This is a genomic window from Neorhizobium sp. LMR1-1-1.1, from assembly GCF_040675795.1.
Classification (GTDB): domain Bacteria; phylum Pseudomonadota; class Alphaproteobacteria; order Rhizobiales; family Rhizobiaceae; genus Neorhizobium; species Neorhizobium cellulosilyticum.
This window is the reverse complement of record NZ_JBEGHE010000091.1, coordinates 48,369-61,848: the sequence shown is the minus strand read 5'-3', so window position 1 is coordinate 61,848 and position 13,480 is coordinate 48,369. Positions and strand designations below refer to the sequence as shown.

11 protein-coding genes are annotated in these 13,480 nt (G+C 59.8%); 3 read left to right on the top strand and 8 right to left on the bottom strand.

Translation table 11 applies throughout. The annotated features are described in order from the left end of the window. Positions 1-145: 145 nt before the first annotated feature. Genes MRBLMR1_RS29415 through MRBLMR1_RS29405 form a run of 3 tightly spaced genes read right to left on the bottom strand, consistent with a single transcriptional unit; the run spans position 146 to position 4,431 of the window. Positions 146-1,021: an alpha/beta hydrolase gene (locus MRBLMR1_RS29415; RefSeq protein WP_500067131.1), complete on the bottom strand. Its 876-nt coding sequence runs from the start codon at positions 1,019-1,021 to the stop codon at positions 146-148. A 52-nt stretch (positions 1,022-1,073) separates the two neighbouring features. Continuing rightward, entirely contained in the window at positions 1,074-3,359 is a 2,286-nt protein-coding gene (locus MRBLMR1_RS29410; protein WP_500067130.1) for an FdhF/YdeP family oxidoreductase, read from the bottom strand. Between the two features lie 25 nt (positions 3,360-3,384). Next, positions 3,385-4,431 carry a cation diffusion facilitator family transporter gene (locus tag MRBLMR1_RS29405; RefSeq protein ID WP_500067129.1) on the bottom strand — a complete coding sequence of 349 codons (1,047 nt, stop codon included), beginning with the start codon at positions 4,429-4,431 and terminating at the stop codon, positions 3,385-3,387. Positions 4,432-4,743: 312 nt separating this feature from the next. Here MRBLMR1_RS29405 and MRBLMR1_RS29400 point away from each other — a divergent pair, with 312 nt between their 5' ends. Next, positions 4,744-5,271, top strand: coding sequence for a Dps family protein (locus MRBLMR1_RS29400; protein WP_500067128.1), 528 nt, complete (start codon positions 4,744-4,746; stop codon positions 5,269-5,271). 18 nt (positions 5,272-5,289) lie between these two features. Here the strand turns inward: MRBLMR1_RS29400 and MRBLMR1_RS29395 are convergent, their stop codons facing one another. After that, complete coding sequence (locus MRBLMR1_RS29395; RefSeq protein WP_500067127.1) at positions 5,290-8,025, bottom strand: ATP-binding protein; 2,736 nt, start codon at positions 8,023-8,025, stop codon at positions 5,290-5,292. A gap of 17 nt (positions 8,026-8,042) precedes the next feature. Continuing rightward, positions 8,043-8,627, bottom strand: a complete 585-nt coding sequence (locus MRBLMR1_RS29390; protein ID WP_500067126.1) for a redoxin domain-containing protein — start codon at positions 8,625-8,627, stop codon at positions 8,043-8,045. 382 nt (positions 8,628-9,009) lie between these two features. Here MRBLMR1_RS29390 and MRBLMR1_RS29385 point away from each other — a divergent pair, with 382 nt between their 5' ends. Together MRBLMR1_RS29385 and MRBLMR1_RS29380 are read left to right on the top strand one after the other, a co-directional pair. Further along, on the top strand, positions 9,010-9,411 hold the full coding sequence (locus MRBLMR1_RS29385; protein WP_500067125.1) for a response regulator transcription factor: 402 nt from the start codon (positions 9,010-9,012) through the stop codon (positions 9,409-9,411). A 169-nt stretch (positions 9,412-9,580) separates the two neighbouring features. Next, complete coding sequence (locus MRBLMR1_RS29380) at positions 9,581-10,204, top strand: response regulator transcription factor (RefSeq protein ID WP_500067124.1); 624 nt, start codon at positions 9,581-9,583, stop codon at positions 10,202-10,204. Positions 10,205-10,220: 16 nt separating this feature from the next. Here MRBLMR1_RS29380 and MRBLMR1_RS29375 read toward each other — a convergent pair whose 3' ends face one another. The 3 genes from MRBLMR1_RS29375 to MRBLMR1_RS29365 form a co-directional block, all read right to left on the bottom strand. Further along, positions 10,221-11,699: an ATP-binding protein gene (locus MRBLMR1_RS29375; protein ID WP_500067123.1), complete on the bottom strand. Its 1,479-nt coding sequence runs from the start codon at positions 11,697-11,699 to the stop codon at positions 10,221-10,223. Between the two features lie 308 nt (positions 11,700-12,007). Beyond that, positions 12,008-12,397, bottom strand: a complete 390-nt coding sequence (locus tag MRBLMR1_RS29370) for a hypothetical protein (protein ID WP_500067122.1) — start codon at positions 12,395-12,397, stop codon at positions 12,008-12,010. 45 nt (positions 12,398-12,442) lie between these two features. Continuing rightward, positions 12,443-13,462 (bottom strand): alcohol dehydrogenase, encoded by a 1,020-nt coding sequence (locus MRBLMR1_RS29365; RefSeq protein WP_500067121.1) that lies wholly within the window; start codon positions 13,460-13,462, stop codon positions 12,443-12,445. Between the last annotated feature and the right edge of the window lie 18 nt (positions 13,463-13,480).

Sequence of the window (13,480 nt, the reverse complement as noted above, 5' to 3'; positions counted from 1 at the left end):
CCTTGCACAACAATTATCATCAGGGGATGCCGGAAATCTCGAAGCGACCGAGAAGAGGTGCACAGTCCGGTCGCGTTCAAAGTTTATGGTCACACCAAGCCAAACATACTTGGTATCGGGCCTGGAAGCTGGAGCCTAAGTGACTTCAGTGGGGGACGTGGCCGCGGAAGATGGGACCGCCTCCTGGCATTGTCCTCATAAGGGCTTCGACCGGATATTCGTCCTGTTCACCGTGGGCGTATTCCACGATGTCGACACTCGCGTCCATATGCGCAGCCGTTAGGAACTGCGGCAGTGCCTGCAGAAGATATTCGGAGCCGTGCGCGGTTCCCTCGATAAGGTTTACGGTACAGCGCACGTTCGCCTCTGCCATGGCCCTCTGTAACATGTCCGCCCCTATTGCCGGGACGATCTCATTCATAGAGTTGAAGAGGAGCATCCGTCCTGCGGATGAAGTGACCCTTTGCATTGGGCTAGATTGCTTCAGAAGACTGAGATTGTTCGCCACCAGCGCCAATATGACGCTCCTGAGAAACGGTATCTGCTCGCCCGCCTCACGAACGGTTTCCAGGCTGACCCCATAGTAGTCTCGCAGGTGATCGCTGTCGCCGAGGGTGGCCGAGCCGTCCATAAAGCTCTTGAAGTCGATCAAGGCCGACCAAGCCACGACGGGAATTCCCTCTTTCAGGCCCGCCTCGATGGCGACGGTGCCCCCGATGCCAACCCCCATGACCGCGACGCGATCTCGATCGAAATCGAACTCCGAGCCTCGGATCCACGTAAGCGCCGCAAGCGCATCGCTCAGGGCACGCCCGTTCGGCCCGCTGCGATCGAGCTCGAAGTTCGCGGAGAAGACAATGATACCCGATCTGCACAAGCGTTCGGCCAGGACAGCTTCGCCGCTTTTGTCGCCGTCCAGCCATCCGCCATGGAGCAGAAGGACCGCACCGCGGGGCACGTCCGGGACGTAAACGTCCAACGCGCGGCACTCGCTGTATTCCAGGTCACTGAGAAATCGCATGGCTTTGCCTCTTGTCGTTGAAGCCGTCCCCGGCGAACGCGCGCATGAAAACTCAGGCGGCGGCTGAGACGATGACGGGCACGCTTTTGTAGGAAGGGGTCCCGGACAGGCGATCGAAGTGCTCGAGGGTTATAATGACGTTGAGCTCCGGATAGTAGCCAGCCACCGATCCCTTCGGAATATTGTACTCTACCACCGTGAACTTGCTTGCCTTTCGGGGCGCGCTCGAAAGGATCGCGGTCAGGTCGATGAGGTCGCCGTCACGGAGCCCTCGATCCGCGAGGTCGGTCTTGTTCATGAAGACAACATCGCGTCTGCCGAAAACGCCGCGATAGCGGTCGTCGAGCCCGTATACGGTCGTGTTGTACTGATCGTGGCTACGGATCGTCGTTAGCATCAGCGCGTCTCGATCCCGGAGAAGATGGTCTCCGTCGAGGCCAGGCGGTATCATGAAAGTCGCCTTGCCGCTCTCGGTCTTCCAGACGCGGTAGGAGGCGGGGACATCGAGGCGGAACCCGCCTTTGACACGTACCCGCTTGTTGAAATCATGGAAATCCGGAAAGACGATCTCTATCTTGTCGCGGATACGGTCGTAGTTGCTGATCAATTCTTCCCAGTCGATCCCATGGCGCGCCCCGAGGGTGGCCTTGGCAATGCCTGCGATGATCGCGGGTTCCGACCGGAGCAGTTCTCCCGGAGGGTTGAGAAAGCCCCGTGACGCGTGCACCATCGACATCGAGTCCTCGACCGTGACAGACTGGGGACCGGACGCCTGGGTGTCGAGGTCCGTACGGCCGAGACAAGGGAGAATGATCGAGGTCTTGGCGAGCAGAAGGTGTGACCGATTGAGCTTCGTCGCGATGTGGACCGCGAGATCCAGCTTCCTCATCGCTTCGAAGGTGGCGTCGGGGTCCGACATGGCGACGGCAAGATTGCCGCCGAGGCAGACAAGCGCTTTCGACCTGCCTTCCGCGATAGCCGCAATCGTTTCCAGCGCGTTGTGGCCCTTTTCGCCCGATGGTCGAAAGCCAAAAGCCCTCTCCATCCCGTCCAGCAGGGCTTCGTTCGGGATTTCCGTGATGCCTACCGTGCGGTCTCCCTGAACGTTCGAGTGGCCGCGGAGAGGGCATATTCCGGCCCCTTTCCGCCCCATGTTTCCGCGCAGCATCAGGAAATTAGCCAACTGCTGGACATTCGCCGTCCCGTTCTCATGTTGCGTGACGCCCATGCCGTAACAAACGATGACATTCTTCGCATGGATGTAGACGTCCGCGGCGCTTGAGAATGCCTGCATGTCAAGGCCGGAAACCTCGAGGATACTTTCCCAGCTGGTCGCTTCGACATCCTGTCGCAGGTCATCGAAGCCGACGGTATGCTCGGCGATGAACTCACGGTCGAGTACGCCAGCGCCGCCTCGTAGGAGGTCGGCCGCGTCTTTCTCGAAAATCATTTTCATCAGTCCGCGGAGGGCCGCAATGTCACCGCCGATCCTGAGCTGATGGTAGGCTGAAGCGATCGGCGTGGAGGACAGGGTCACCATCTCGACCGGATTTTGAGGGGCGGCGAATTTTTCCAGCGCCCGTTCCTTGAGTGGGTTGAAGACGACGATCGGAACGCCCCGCCGCGAGGCTTCGTGCAGCGTGGTCATCATGCGCGGATGGTTGGTACCGGGATTGTGGCCAAAGCTGAAAATCGCGTCCGCATGATCGAAGTCCTCAAGCAGGACAGTTCCTTTTCCGACCCCGATCGACTTGGGCAGCCCGACGCTCGTCGCCTCGTGGCACATGTTCGAGCAATCAGGGAAATTGTTCGTGCCAAAGGCGCGAACGAACAACTGATACATGAAGGCCGCCTCGTTCGACGCCCTGCCGGAGGTGTAGAACTCGGCCATGTTCGGATCGGGCAGGCGATTGAGCTCCGACGCGATGATCTCGAGCGCGTCGTCCCACCCGATTGCTTCGTAGCGGCCACGGTCCCGGTTGTAGCGAAGCGGTGTCGTCAGCCGCCCCGCGTCTTCGAGCTTGTGATCGGTCCAGGCCCAAAGCTCTTCGACTGTATTGTTCTCGAAGAAGTCCGGGCCAACACGGCGGGCCGTGGATTCCCAGGTGATAGCCTTTGCCCCGTTTTCGCAAAATTCGAACGACGAGGTATGTTTGGGATCGGGCCACGCGCAGCCGGGGCAATCGAAGCCGTCCGGCTGATTGGCCCTGAGGAGCGTGGCGGTTCCCTGAGCTACGACCTGTTGATGCGCGAGTGTCTTGGCGACGGCCTTGAGAGCTCCCCAACCGCCTGCCGGGTCGTCATACCGCTCGATACCTTCCGGTCGTTCATCCTGCATGCTCGATCTCCGCAACGCGATGTATTCAGTCTGGCCCCAAACGCTCTAGCCCAACTGGCCTTATACTCGACGCATCCCTCAGCGGCCGCCAAAGCGTGGTGAGCGAAGGAGCGTCGCCATGAAGTGCCGCGTATCGCGCGGGCGTCTGTGGCTTGATGAAAAGAGCCACGATCTGCGGATTGGTCTTGTACAAATCCTCCTCGATGCCCTCGATCTCGGCCTCGACACCCTTCTTCGACAATGCATCGTCGAACCAGATGCTGATGGCTACAAGCAGTTGGTCGGGAGCAAGGTGAACGCTGACCATGCCATTGACCGTCATGACGGCGGGTCGGGCGCGGACATCGGTCACGATGGCAGTGACGACGCTTTCGTCGGCAGGAACCCCGATCAGAAGCGCCTTGCTTTCAGATGCCAGCTTGAATGCCGTCAACGCGAGGATCAGCGCGATCGCGACGGACGTCGCACCATCGAAGCGGGGGTCACCGAACGTGACGGACAACGACAGGCCCACGGCAGTCGCGACAAGTCCGAGAATGGCGGCGGCACCGCCGAACAGTATGGTCAAGGCAGTCGGATCGCGCCGTCGCCTCAGCGATCGAAACAGGCTTTGGCCGCCTTTTTTGGAGTTGGCACCTCCAAGCGCAAGCCAGAGGGCAACGAGCTCCGCCACGCCCGAGATCGAGAGGACGAGGTAGTTGAGTTCCACATTCTCGATCGGTCGCGGTGACATCATCTGCTGGATGCCGTCAAGGAAAGCGATCCCGGACCCCAGCGCGAAAATCAATACCGCGACGACAAAGTTCCAGAAAAAGACCTCGCGCCCGAAACCTAGCTGATGCTCCGGTGTTGCCGTTTTCGCTGAGACGAATAGTCCGTAGAGGAGGATGATTTCGGTGCTGGCGTCGATCAAAGAATGGACGCCTTCGCTGGACATGGAGGCGCTACCCGACTGAGCCGCGGCGACGAACTTGAACGCCGCGACAAGAAGGTCGGCGACCAGGGCGATGAAGACGATCCGGAGTTCGGATCGGAGTTTGCCTGGAAGGCAGAAGCGATGCGTTCTGTTCACTGTCGTGGCTCCGGGAAGACTGACCTCTGAAAAACGCAAAAGACCGCCCCGGATGTCGCGGGGCGGTCCATGGCGAGCCACTGTGGGCCTCGCGGCTTCGGAGGAGAGTCCGAAGGCTACCGTGAAAACGAAGGGCGTCGGCTTGAGACGCTGAACTTGCCACAGAGCTAAGTCGTGCCGGCCGGGTTTTCGAGTCATACAAAGGTGTGGGTACCCGGAGGCTCGATTGTCCAAGAAATCGGGGGCGGTCGAGGTCAAATATGCCGAAACACCGGACGAAACCCTGAGGGCGTTCGCGTTCGCCACTATCCGATGGAGCAGATTATGGACCAGGTTCCTGCCACGACCATTCGCAAGGCACCCCTTACGACCCCGACCGATCTCGGAGGTAACGCCCGCACCGACATCGCCGGCGCACTCACCACACTGCTTGCCGACGTCTTTGTCCTGTATCTGAAGACAAAGAATTTCCACTGGCACCTTTCAGGGCCGCACTTTCGCGATTTCCACCTCATGCTCGATGATCAAGGAGAACAGCTGATCGCGATGACCGACGCGATCGGCGAGAGGGCGCGAAAGGTAGGCGGCACGACCCTGCGATCGATTGGTCATGTTTCCCGCCTGCAGCGTCTTCCGGACAACGACGCCGACTTCGTCACTCCGGGGGACATGCTCGCCGAGCTCAAGAGCGACAACGAACAGCTGATTGGCATTATGCGCGAAGTCCACGAATTGACCTCCGAACACCGGGATTTTGCTACCACGAGCCTTCTCGAAGGTTGGATCGACGAAGCCGAGGGCCGAGTGTGGTTCCTCTTCGAGTCGGGCCGCCGGAACTGACCACGGCAGGCGCGAACTTCAGAGCAAAGCCTTGGCTGCCGCGATGTCGTCGACGCTCTCGTCGTATTCCACGACATCGAGGACCTTGAGCAGTCTGCTCCTGGCACTCTCCAGCCGATCGGACGGAGAGTGTTTGAGGATGCTGGTCGCGCATCGCAGCCCGAAGGTGGTTCCCGCCTGACTGACAGCAAGGTCGTATCCGGCAGTCAGCAAGTCACGACCCAGGCCGGGCGAGTGGGGCATCGCCAACTCGCCCCTCAGGCGCAGCACTTCCGAACCACACCAGCTTCCTGACGGATCGATCCTCTGGAGAGTGGCATCGTCGGCAAGCCGCCCGGCCATTACGATGGAATTTTCGAATGGCGCTCCCTTCATCCCTCTCATGGTATGCTCGAACAGCGAGCTATCCTCGTTACGTAACGCCGTCCGGACGTTATCATAGCCGTTTCCCCAGTCGCGCCACCGCAGGAGAGAGTTCTTTGCAGAAACCTCCCGGAGGATGTCCAGTAGTCGACCGCCGAGCTCCGCGTCACTCAATCCGAACGCGGTCGGGCAGGCCGAGGCCGCAAGAAAAAGGCAGGTCGATATGGCGTGGTCGCGGGCTTTTGTCTCTTCCAACGTTTCGTTTAGCGCGGCCCTAGCTGCGGAATAGCGTCCTTGGATCCAATGCGTCTTCACCACGGTGCACAGCGTACTGATGCGCGGATCGAAACTGCTGCCGCTATTCGGCTGGGAACCGATGGTATCGCATCGGGAGCTGAGAGCAATCCACGCGTGTTCCATGGCTTTGTCGAAATCGCCGACGTAGTGGTAGTTGTGATTGAGAAGGCGGCTTCGGGCCTGTGGAGCGATCGTGTCAAGCTCACCATCGAAACCGTTCACGAGGTCGATCGCGCCCTGATAGTCTCCGTTTGACGTTTGAATGGCCGCTATTCCAATAATCGCCCTCATAAGCTTGGTGCTATTTTTTCCGGCGACGGCCAGATCGAGAACCTTGTAGTACTCCGCGATGACGTCCGCGTTCCGCTCTATCGATTTCGTGTGATAAAGAGCGCTTCCATAGGACATCCGAAGCCTCATCTCGAGGGCGGCATCAGCCCTGCCTCGCGCTTCGAACGACCTCAAAGCCCGCTCGGCGACGACCAGTTGTTCGGCGATCAGACCGAATTGCACCCAGATCGTGTCCGAGGCTGCCGTCAGCTGTATTCCCAACTCGTCGTTCCCGCCGGCCTCAAACGCCCAAAGCAGCGCTGCGCGCAGGTCATGAACCAGGTCTGTGTTCATCGATCGCCATCTGGCCGGATCGGTCGTCAGCCACTCGCGTTCCGCGATGCGGGTTCGATCAAGGCAGTATACCGCATGGGCATAACGGCACGAGGTTGCGAACTCGGCTTGCGCGAGCTTCTCGCGGGCATAGTCCCTCGTGGCTCCGAGCAATCTGAAGGTACCGCCTTGCTGCGTGACGACCAGAAGCGATTTGAGAAACAGCCCATCGAAGGCTTCGTGGAAATCCTCCGCACGTTCGTCGCATTCGGCGACGGCCATGGCTGCCTCCGGGGAAAATGTCCCTGTGAAGACGGAAAGCCGCTGAAGGAGCTCCCGCTCGTTATCGGAAAGCGTCGAGTAACTCCAGTCAATGGTCGCGCGAAGCGTGTGTTGACGTGGCGGCGCGGTCCTGCGTCCGCGCCTGAGCACAGCTATTGGATCGGCGACCGATCGGTGGAGCGTCGCCAGATCCATGTCGAACGAGCGCGCCGCCGCAAGCTCGATGGCAAGTGGTATCCCGTCGAGCCTGCGGACAATGTCAGCGGCAAGCTCGAGCGAGGAGCGTTCGGCGAGGTCGATGTTGTCGCCAGCGAGAGCGGCGAGAGCAACGAACAGCTCGACACCTGGATAGTCCCGCGGGTCGGAAGATCCCCTCGCATCCATCGGATATTCCAGCGGCGAAAGCTGCCGTACCCTTTCCATTGATGCCCTCAACGCTTCCCGGCTGGTCGCCAGGACTTGTGTGGTTGGGGACGCGCGCAACAGCGCTTCCGCGGTGTTCGCGGCAGCGTCAACGATGCGCTCGCAACTGTCGAAGAGCAGCAAGGTCGGCGTCTTGGACAGCTCCGCCAGGATACCGGGCAAAATATCCTCGCCGAAAGTGTTCAATCCAAGCTGGCTGGCCAGGGACGGAAGAAGCTTGGCTCCGTCGGCTACCGCCGCGAGGTCCACGAAGACGATACGTCTGCTCGCGGAAAGGGCATGCGCACACACGACCGCGACGGACGTCTTTCCGATCCCTCCCGGTCCCGCGATGGTCAAGAGACGCGCGGTTTTTAGCAGCTCAAGCGTCGAAGCGATAAAATCGTCTCTCCCAATCAATCTCCGCGGAATGCGCGGCAGCGCGCTCATCAAGTCGGTGGGAACAGGTGGATCCGGCTCGGGAGCCTCCTCGTTACGTGTTAACGGACGCACGTTCCCAGCGAACACGTAGCCACGGCCTGGGATCGTCTCGATGTAATGCTTTGCCCGGTCGCCCAATGTCTTCCGGAGAGCTACGAGGTGTACCCTGAGCGATCCCTCGTCGACCGTCGTCGTCGGCCAGACAAGTTGGATCAACTCTTCCTTGGAAATGACTTCCCCGGCGCGAGAAACGAGTGTGGAGAGAATATCGAACGCCCGGCCACCAAGCCTCAGAGGCTGCCCCCCTTCGGTCAGCCGTCTCTGGTCAATATCTATTTCGTAATCGTCGAACTGCAGGAGAGACATCGGCAGAGCCTCACCGGTCAATCGATTGGGCCGACCGGAAACGGTCGTAGCAGGTGTGCTCTGACAGCGCCGAGAATTTCGCGGCCGCTCGTCCAGCGATCTCCTACCTCGGCTTGCACCCAGCGGATCACGCCGCGGGCGTCGATCAGGAAGGTCGCCGAGACTACGGGTGCGGCCCTTTCTCGATTGAAGCCGTACAGCCTGGAGACAATTGCCCGCGGTTCGCAGTCGCAGAGAACCGGAAAGGCCGGAGAGGCCCCTTCGCAATGGGCCGTAACAACCGAGGCTTCCGCGGCGATTATCCCAATTAAAAAGACGCCGAGGCGGGCGAGTTTCGGATGTAGTTCAGCAAGGGCGCTAGTCTGCTGCGACCAGCCGGCCGACCCGGAATAGAAGTGGAGGACCGAGGGCGTACCCAGAAGCTCGACGGAACCAAAGGCACCTTTATCCCAACGCGGTAGCACGAAGCCAGAAGCGTAATCTCCGGCTGGTATCGTACCTTCGGGAAGGAAAATTGGACTGGGAGAGGGGCCGTCATCGACGCACGGTATCGCCTCGCTGCGGCGTAAATCGAAGGCGGGTGCGATGGGCATGCTATTCATTCCGAGTCACCTCGTCGAGCGGCAAGACCTTTGATGGCGCAAGCCGTTTGGATTGGTGCCAGCCAAAAGCCGGGACTAACTCTTGAGTACAGCGTCTCATATAACCTCGGACTCCCCTAACGGAGCCCCCAACTGCCGAGCCGGCGGGTTCCTGGCCTTTTAGCCCGTCGATAGCTTCACTGAAAACATGAGTTAACGCTTGTGAAATGTTGTTAAATCTCAGCTTTCGCAAATGCCGGGAATGCTGAAGAAATTGAAAGAACAGACTGAATCGCATCCGTTTTTCCGGAACCAGTCCGCGCAACGTACGTTCTCCAGAAGTTCGCCCGGCGCATACGGATTCATAGTCCTGCAAAGGGCAGTGGTTCCTGAGGCATGATTCGTGACAGAAATTCCCATCATCGCTGTTATCGACGACGATGCCGGCGTAAGATCGGCTATCGAGGACCTTCTCGGGAGCAGCGGGTATCGAACGCACGTTTTCGAAGACGCCGGCGAGTTTCTCCGCTCCTCGGCAGTGTACGAATGCAATTGCGTCGTAAGCGATTTCCAGATGCCCGAAACGAGTGGGATTGACCTTCTCAGGGCGCTCCGCTTCCGCAGGATCGACACACCGGTGATCATAATATCGGCGTTGATGGTGCCGACGGTACAGGCTGAAATCGCCAGGGCAGGAGCTTTTAGCTTCGTGGAGAAACCTTTTATCCCGGAAACCTTCCTGGAGGCGGTGCGCTCGGCGGTCGCCAAATCTGTGAGATGGAGCCGGGTCGCCACGAATAGGTAAAATGTCGAGGATGTAATCTCGATAAAGTATTGGAATCCCCCAACTAGGCTGGCCCACAGAATTGCCATGGGAAACTTCCCGGTCTAAATTTGCTCGGACTAAATTCGATGGTTTCGCGCTCTTCACGGGGACGACGAGGCATCGGCTTTGTGTGTGCAAGGGACGGACCGTGGAAGAGCAGGCTTTATCATCTCCGCTGATACGTGTTGTCGATGACGACAAATCGGTGCGGGTAGCGTTAGTGGATCTCTTCAAATCGATCGATCTCGATGCGATAGCGTACGACTCTCCCCGCGCACTGCTTGACGCCGACGACCTGGCAACACCCGGATGCATAGTCCTCGACGTGCGTTTTTCTGGAGCCAATGGTCTCGACTTCCAATCGGATCTACAGCAGGCGGGAAACAGGATGCCCATAATCATGGTGACGGGCCACGGGGATATCCCGATGACTGTCAGGGCGATGAAAGCCGGAGCCGTCGATTTCCTTACAAAGCCATTTCGCGAGCAGGATCTAATTGACGCTGTCACGGGCGCGATCAAGCGCGACGAGGCTATTCGAGCAGAGTCCCAGGGACGTTCGGACATCGAAAAGCTTTGGGAAAGCCTCACACCGCGAGAAGTGGAGGTCATGCGCGCCGTCGTGAACGGGCTTATGAACAAACAGATCGCTGGGCAGCTTGGGATCAGCATGGTCACCGTAAAGCTTCATCGATCGAACGTGATGAAGAAAATGCGTGTGAGGTCGGTGGCTGATCTCGTCAAGAAAGCTGAACTTCTAGCTCAGAAGTGACGCGGGCCTGCCGACGTCAAGCGGCCCGACCGAAAGGCTTAAATAGGGCTTGCGATGTCCTTGACGGAAACGCAGCGCCGTGGTTCGGGTGCTGGTATCCGTGATCGCGCCGGATTGCGGCGGCGGCCGCGACATCAAGGGCGCGTTCCGTCATCGCAGACGCCGAGAGCTTCTCCCTCGCGTATTCGCGGACGAGCCGCGGAAGCGAATAGGTACCGGAGTTGAGCTTCCCGCAAAGGAGCGACTTCACGACCAGTCCGTCGATAGCCTCTTCGAGTTCACCGGATGCCATTTCACAGCCTTTCACGCCCAAGGCCATTTCGCGCGTAAATTCACCTTCGAAAACCGAAATCGTCGCGAGAACTGCCTGCATCGTCTCGTCGAGGAGATCGAAACTCCAGTCGAGGTTTGCCCTAAGGGTCTGCTGCCGGGGAGGGGACGTGCGATTGCCCCGGCGGAGCGCCCGCAGCGGACGGTCGAGGGACGACACCAGATTTTCCAGTCCAAGGTCGGCAACGCGGGATGCGGCCAATTCGATGGCAAGCGGGTTTCCATCCGTCTTGCGCACGATTTCGGCGGCGAGTTCCAATCCCCGCGCGCTCTCGATGGCGAGCTCCTCGGCGACCAATGACACGCGATCAGCAAAAAGCTCGATCCCGGCGAACGCGGTGACGTCTGAGACACGCTGGTTGTCGGCGGGGATCGTCAGGCCCGAAAGGTGGAGTACATTCTCGCCGATAATTCCGAGCGGTTCGCGACTTGTGGCAAGGATGGCCACATCGGGATTGCGGTAGGCGATGGCCTCTGCCACCACGGCAGCCCGGTCAATCGAGCTCTCACATCCGTCGAGAACGATCAACGAGGTCTTTCCGACGAGGCTATCCACGACCTTTTCGATCGTATTGGGCGATATGTCTCCCGTTTTCAGCGCGATCGACAGAGGCGAGAGGGAGCTGTGGGTGCGGTCGGCTATGTCGACGTAGTAAACCGCATCGTAGGCGTCCTGAATCTGCCGTGCTATCTGTACGGCAACGGAGGTCTTTCCGATGCCTCCTTGCCCCACGATGGTCGAGATGCCGAAGTCTATTACCGACGCCCATCTGTCGATGATCTGCTGTCGCCCGATAAGCCGGGAATAGGAGCCGGGAAGCGGATCAGTCTTGGACACCATTGGCTGGTGACGAGGACCGCCCAGCTTCCTCACTGGCGCTGTTAAGGTGTAGCCCCTACCGGCGACGTTTTCGATCATCTTCGAAGGCCCACCATCGTCGAGCGCTTTGCGGAGCGCGACGATATTCACGCGGAGCGAACTTTCTTCAACATGGGTGTCCGGCCAGGCGGCTTCCATCAGCTCTCCCTTTGACAGGACCTCGCCGGATCGCGAAGCGAGTGCCGTAAGAAGATCGAAGGCTCGCGAACCGAGGCGGACGTCTTCGCCGCTCCTCTTGAGGCTCCGGCTCTGGATATCCATTTCGAAATCGCCAAATTGCAGCATCGTCATCGTCCACCTGCAACCGTTTGGGGATCTCTCCGCGCTCTTAGTCGCGGGCGATCCTGAGACAGAAACCTCGGGCAACGGCTCATGCGCTGCCCTATGCAATGGATAAACGACTGGCGGTGGGGAACAATTGTACTGTGGGTTGGCCCGACCTATCCCAAAAGACAGGTCCTTCGAGTTTGGCGGGGGCCGCGGATTGGCTATGCCGGGGACGCCGAAAGCCACGCGCGCGAACGCCATGGTCCCTCAACCAGGTTTGTCCGGAAGACGCTCAATCCGCCACCCAGAAGATATGGCTCGGTTGTTCAGGGCGCTGACGGCGAGACAGCGTCCGACGCGTTGGGGAGAGACACCGGGTGTCTGGTCGGGAGCAGGTCGAACTGGAGCTGGAGGCCGCAGTCTTTCGACGGTTGCAACGTATGCCGTAAACCACGCTGTTGCTCCGTCAGACGCCGGGCCGCCCCATCGAGAAATTCCGCAAACGACCTCTGATCTATACCGTCAGCGGCGTTTACGAGGGCAATCAGGCTGTCGGCAATGGCTTCCTGGACCGTTAGGCTTTCAGTCATGGCAAACTCCGGTTGTCCGTCTGCTTTGCTTCGAGCGGCCCCGGTGATCACTAAGCCAACGACCAGCGAGCGCCTGAAGATGATTCCGTGCGCTTCTCCCATGAAATCGCGCGACACGGCCGCCATTCAAGGCCGTTTCCAAGATGGCGGCCGGGTTTGTCGAGGCCCCGGTTACATCGTCAGAACGATTCGGAACCTCGGCTTGCCGTGCATCATCTTTTCATATGCTTCAACCGCCCGTTCGAGCGGGAACTCCTCGATCATTGCCGAGATGCCGAAAAGGGAGCTGAAACGCAGGGTCGTGTCCCCGGTTGCGGGATCCCCGGTAAGCGCTCCGGCTACTGACCTTTCCTTGAAGAAAAGGTCGCCAGACGCAAGCTCGATCGGCTCCGGCGTAGCGCCGAGGACGATTGTCTTGCCGCGGGGCTTGAGACCCTTCACTGTGTCCGCGACGCCCTTGCCGCCGGAAGCGGTAGCGAGAACCAAATCCGCGCCGCCGATCTTCTGGAGCGCTTGATCGACGGGCTCCGCCGTGCTGTCAATGTAGTGATGGGCACCCAGTTGCCTTGCAAGCTCTCCCACTGCCGCTCCGCGTCCGATGGCTGCGACCTCGTATCCCATGCTCCGTGCGTATTGCACGGCGAGATGACCGAGGCCGCCGATCCCGACGACAGCGACGAGGTCCCCGGCCTTAACGCCGGAATTCCTGAGCGCGCTGAAAGTCGTCAGGCCTGCGCAAAGGAGCGGAGCGGCTTCGACGTCCGTGAGATCGTCAGGTATGGACATAAGTCCCGACGCTTTGGCGATCATCCACTCGGCGTAACCGCCATCGTGGTGCACGCCCGTGAATTCCTGGTTGGTGCAGTTGACGAGATGGCCCGAGCGGCATTCCGCGCAATGCCCGCAGCTACCCGCCAGGAAGCCCACGCCTACCCGCTGGCCGACGCTCCAGCCCTCGACGCCCTCGCCGAGGGTGTCGATCTTGCCGACCACCTCATGGCCCGGAACCCGCGGCCAGGCGATCGGGAAAGCACCCTCGACCGTGGCGGCGTCGGAATGGCAGACACCGCAAGCTTCGATCTTGATGCGCACATAGCCGGGCCGGGGGAGCTGCGACTGCTTCCTTGCGAGCTCTAGCTTTCCTGGAGATACCGCTTGCACGGCGAGATAGGTTTCTGGGGTTTCGGTCATGTCGTGTTCCCTGGCCTG

Excerpts from the sequence above, each read along its gene's own strand:
- MRBLMR1_RS29415 (WP_500067131.1), bottom strand. The coding sequence starts at position 1,021 with ATGCGATTTCTCAGTGACCTGGAATACAGCGAGTGCCGCGCGTTGGAC.
- MRBLMR1_RS29410 (WP_500067130.1), bottom strand. The coding sequence starts at position 3,359 with ATGCAGGATGAACGACCGGAAGGTATCGAGCGGTATGACGACCCGGCA.
- MRBLMR1_RS29400 (WP_500067128.1), top strand. The coding sequence starts at position 4,744 with ATGGAGCAGATTATGGACCAGGTTCCTGCCACGACCATTCGCAAGGCA.
- MRBLMR1_RS29395 (WP_500067127.1), bottom strand. The coding sequence starts at position 8,025 with ATGTCTCTCCTGCAGTTCGACGATTACGAAATAGATATTGACCAGAGA.
- MRBLMR1_RS29390 (WP_500067126.1), bottom strand. The coding sequence starts at position 8,627 with ATGAATAGCATGCCCATCGCACCCGCCTTCGATTTACGCCGCAGCGAG.
- MRBLMR1_RS29375 (WP_500067123.1), bottom strand. The coding sequence starts at position 11,699 with ATGCTGCAATTTGGCGATTTCGAAATGGATATCCAGAGCCGGAGCCTC.
- MRBLMR1_RS29370 (WP_500067122.1), bottom strand. The coding sequence starts at position 12,397 with ATGGCGGCCGTGTCGCGCGATTTCATGGGAGAAGCGCACGGAATCATC.
- MRBLMR1_RS29365 (WP_500067121.1), bottom strand. The coding sequence starts at position 13,462 with ATGACCGAAACCCCAGAAACCTATCTCGCCGTGCAAGCGGTATCTCCA.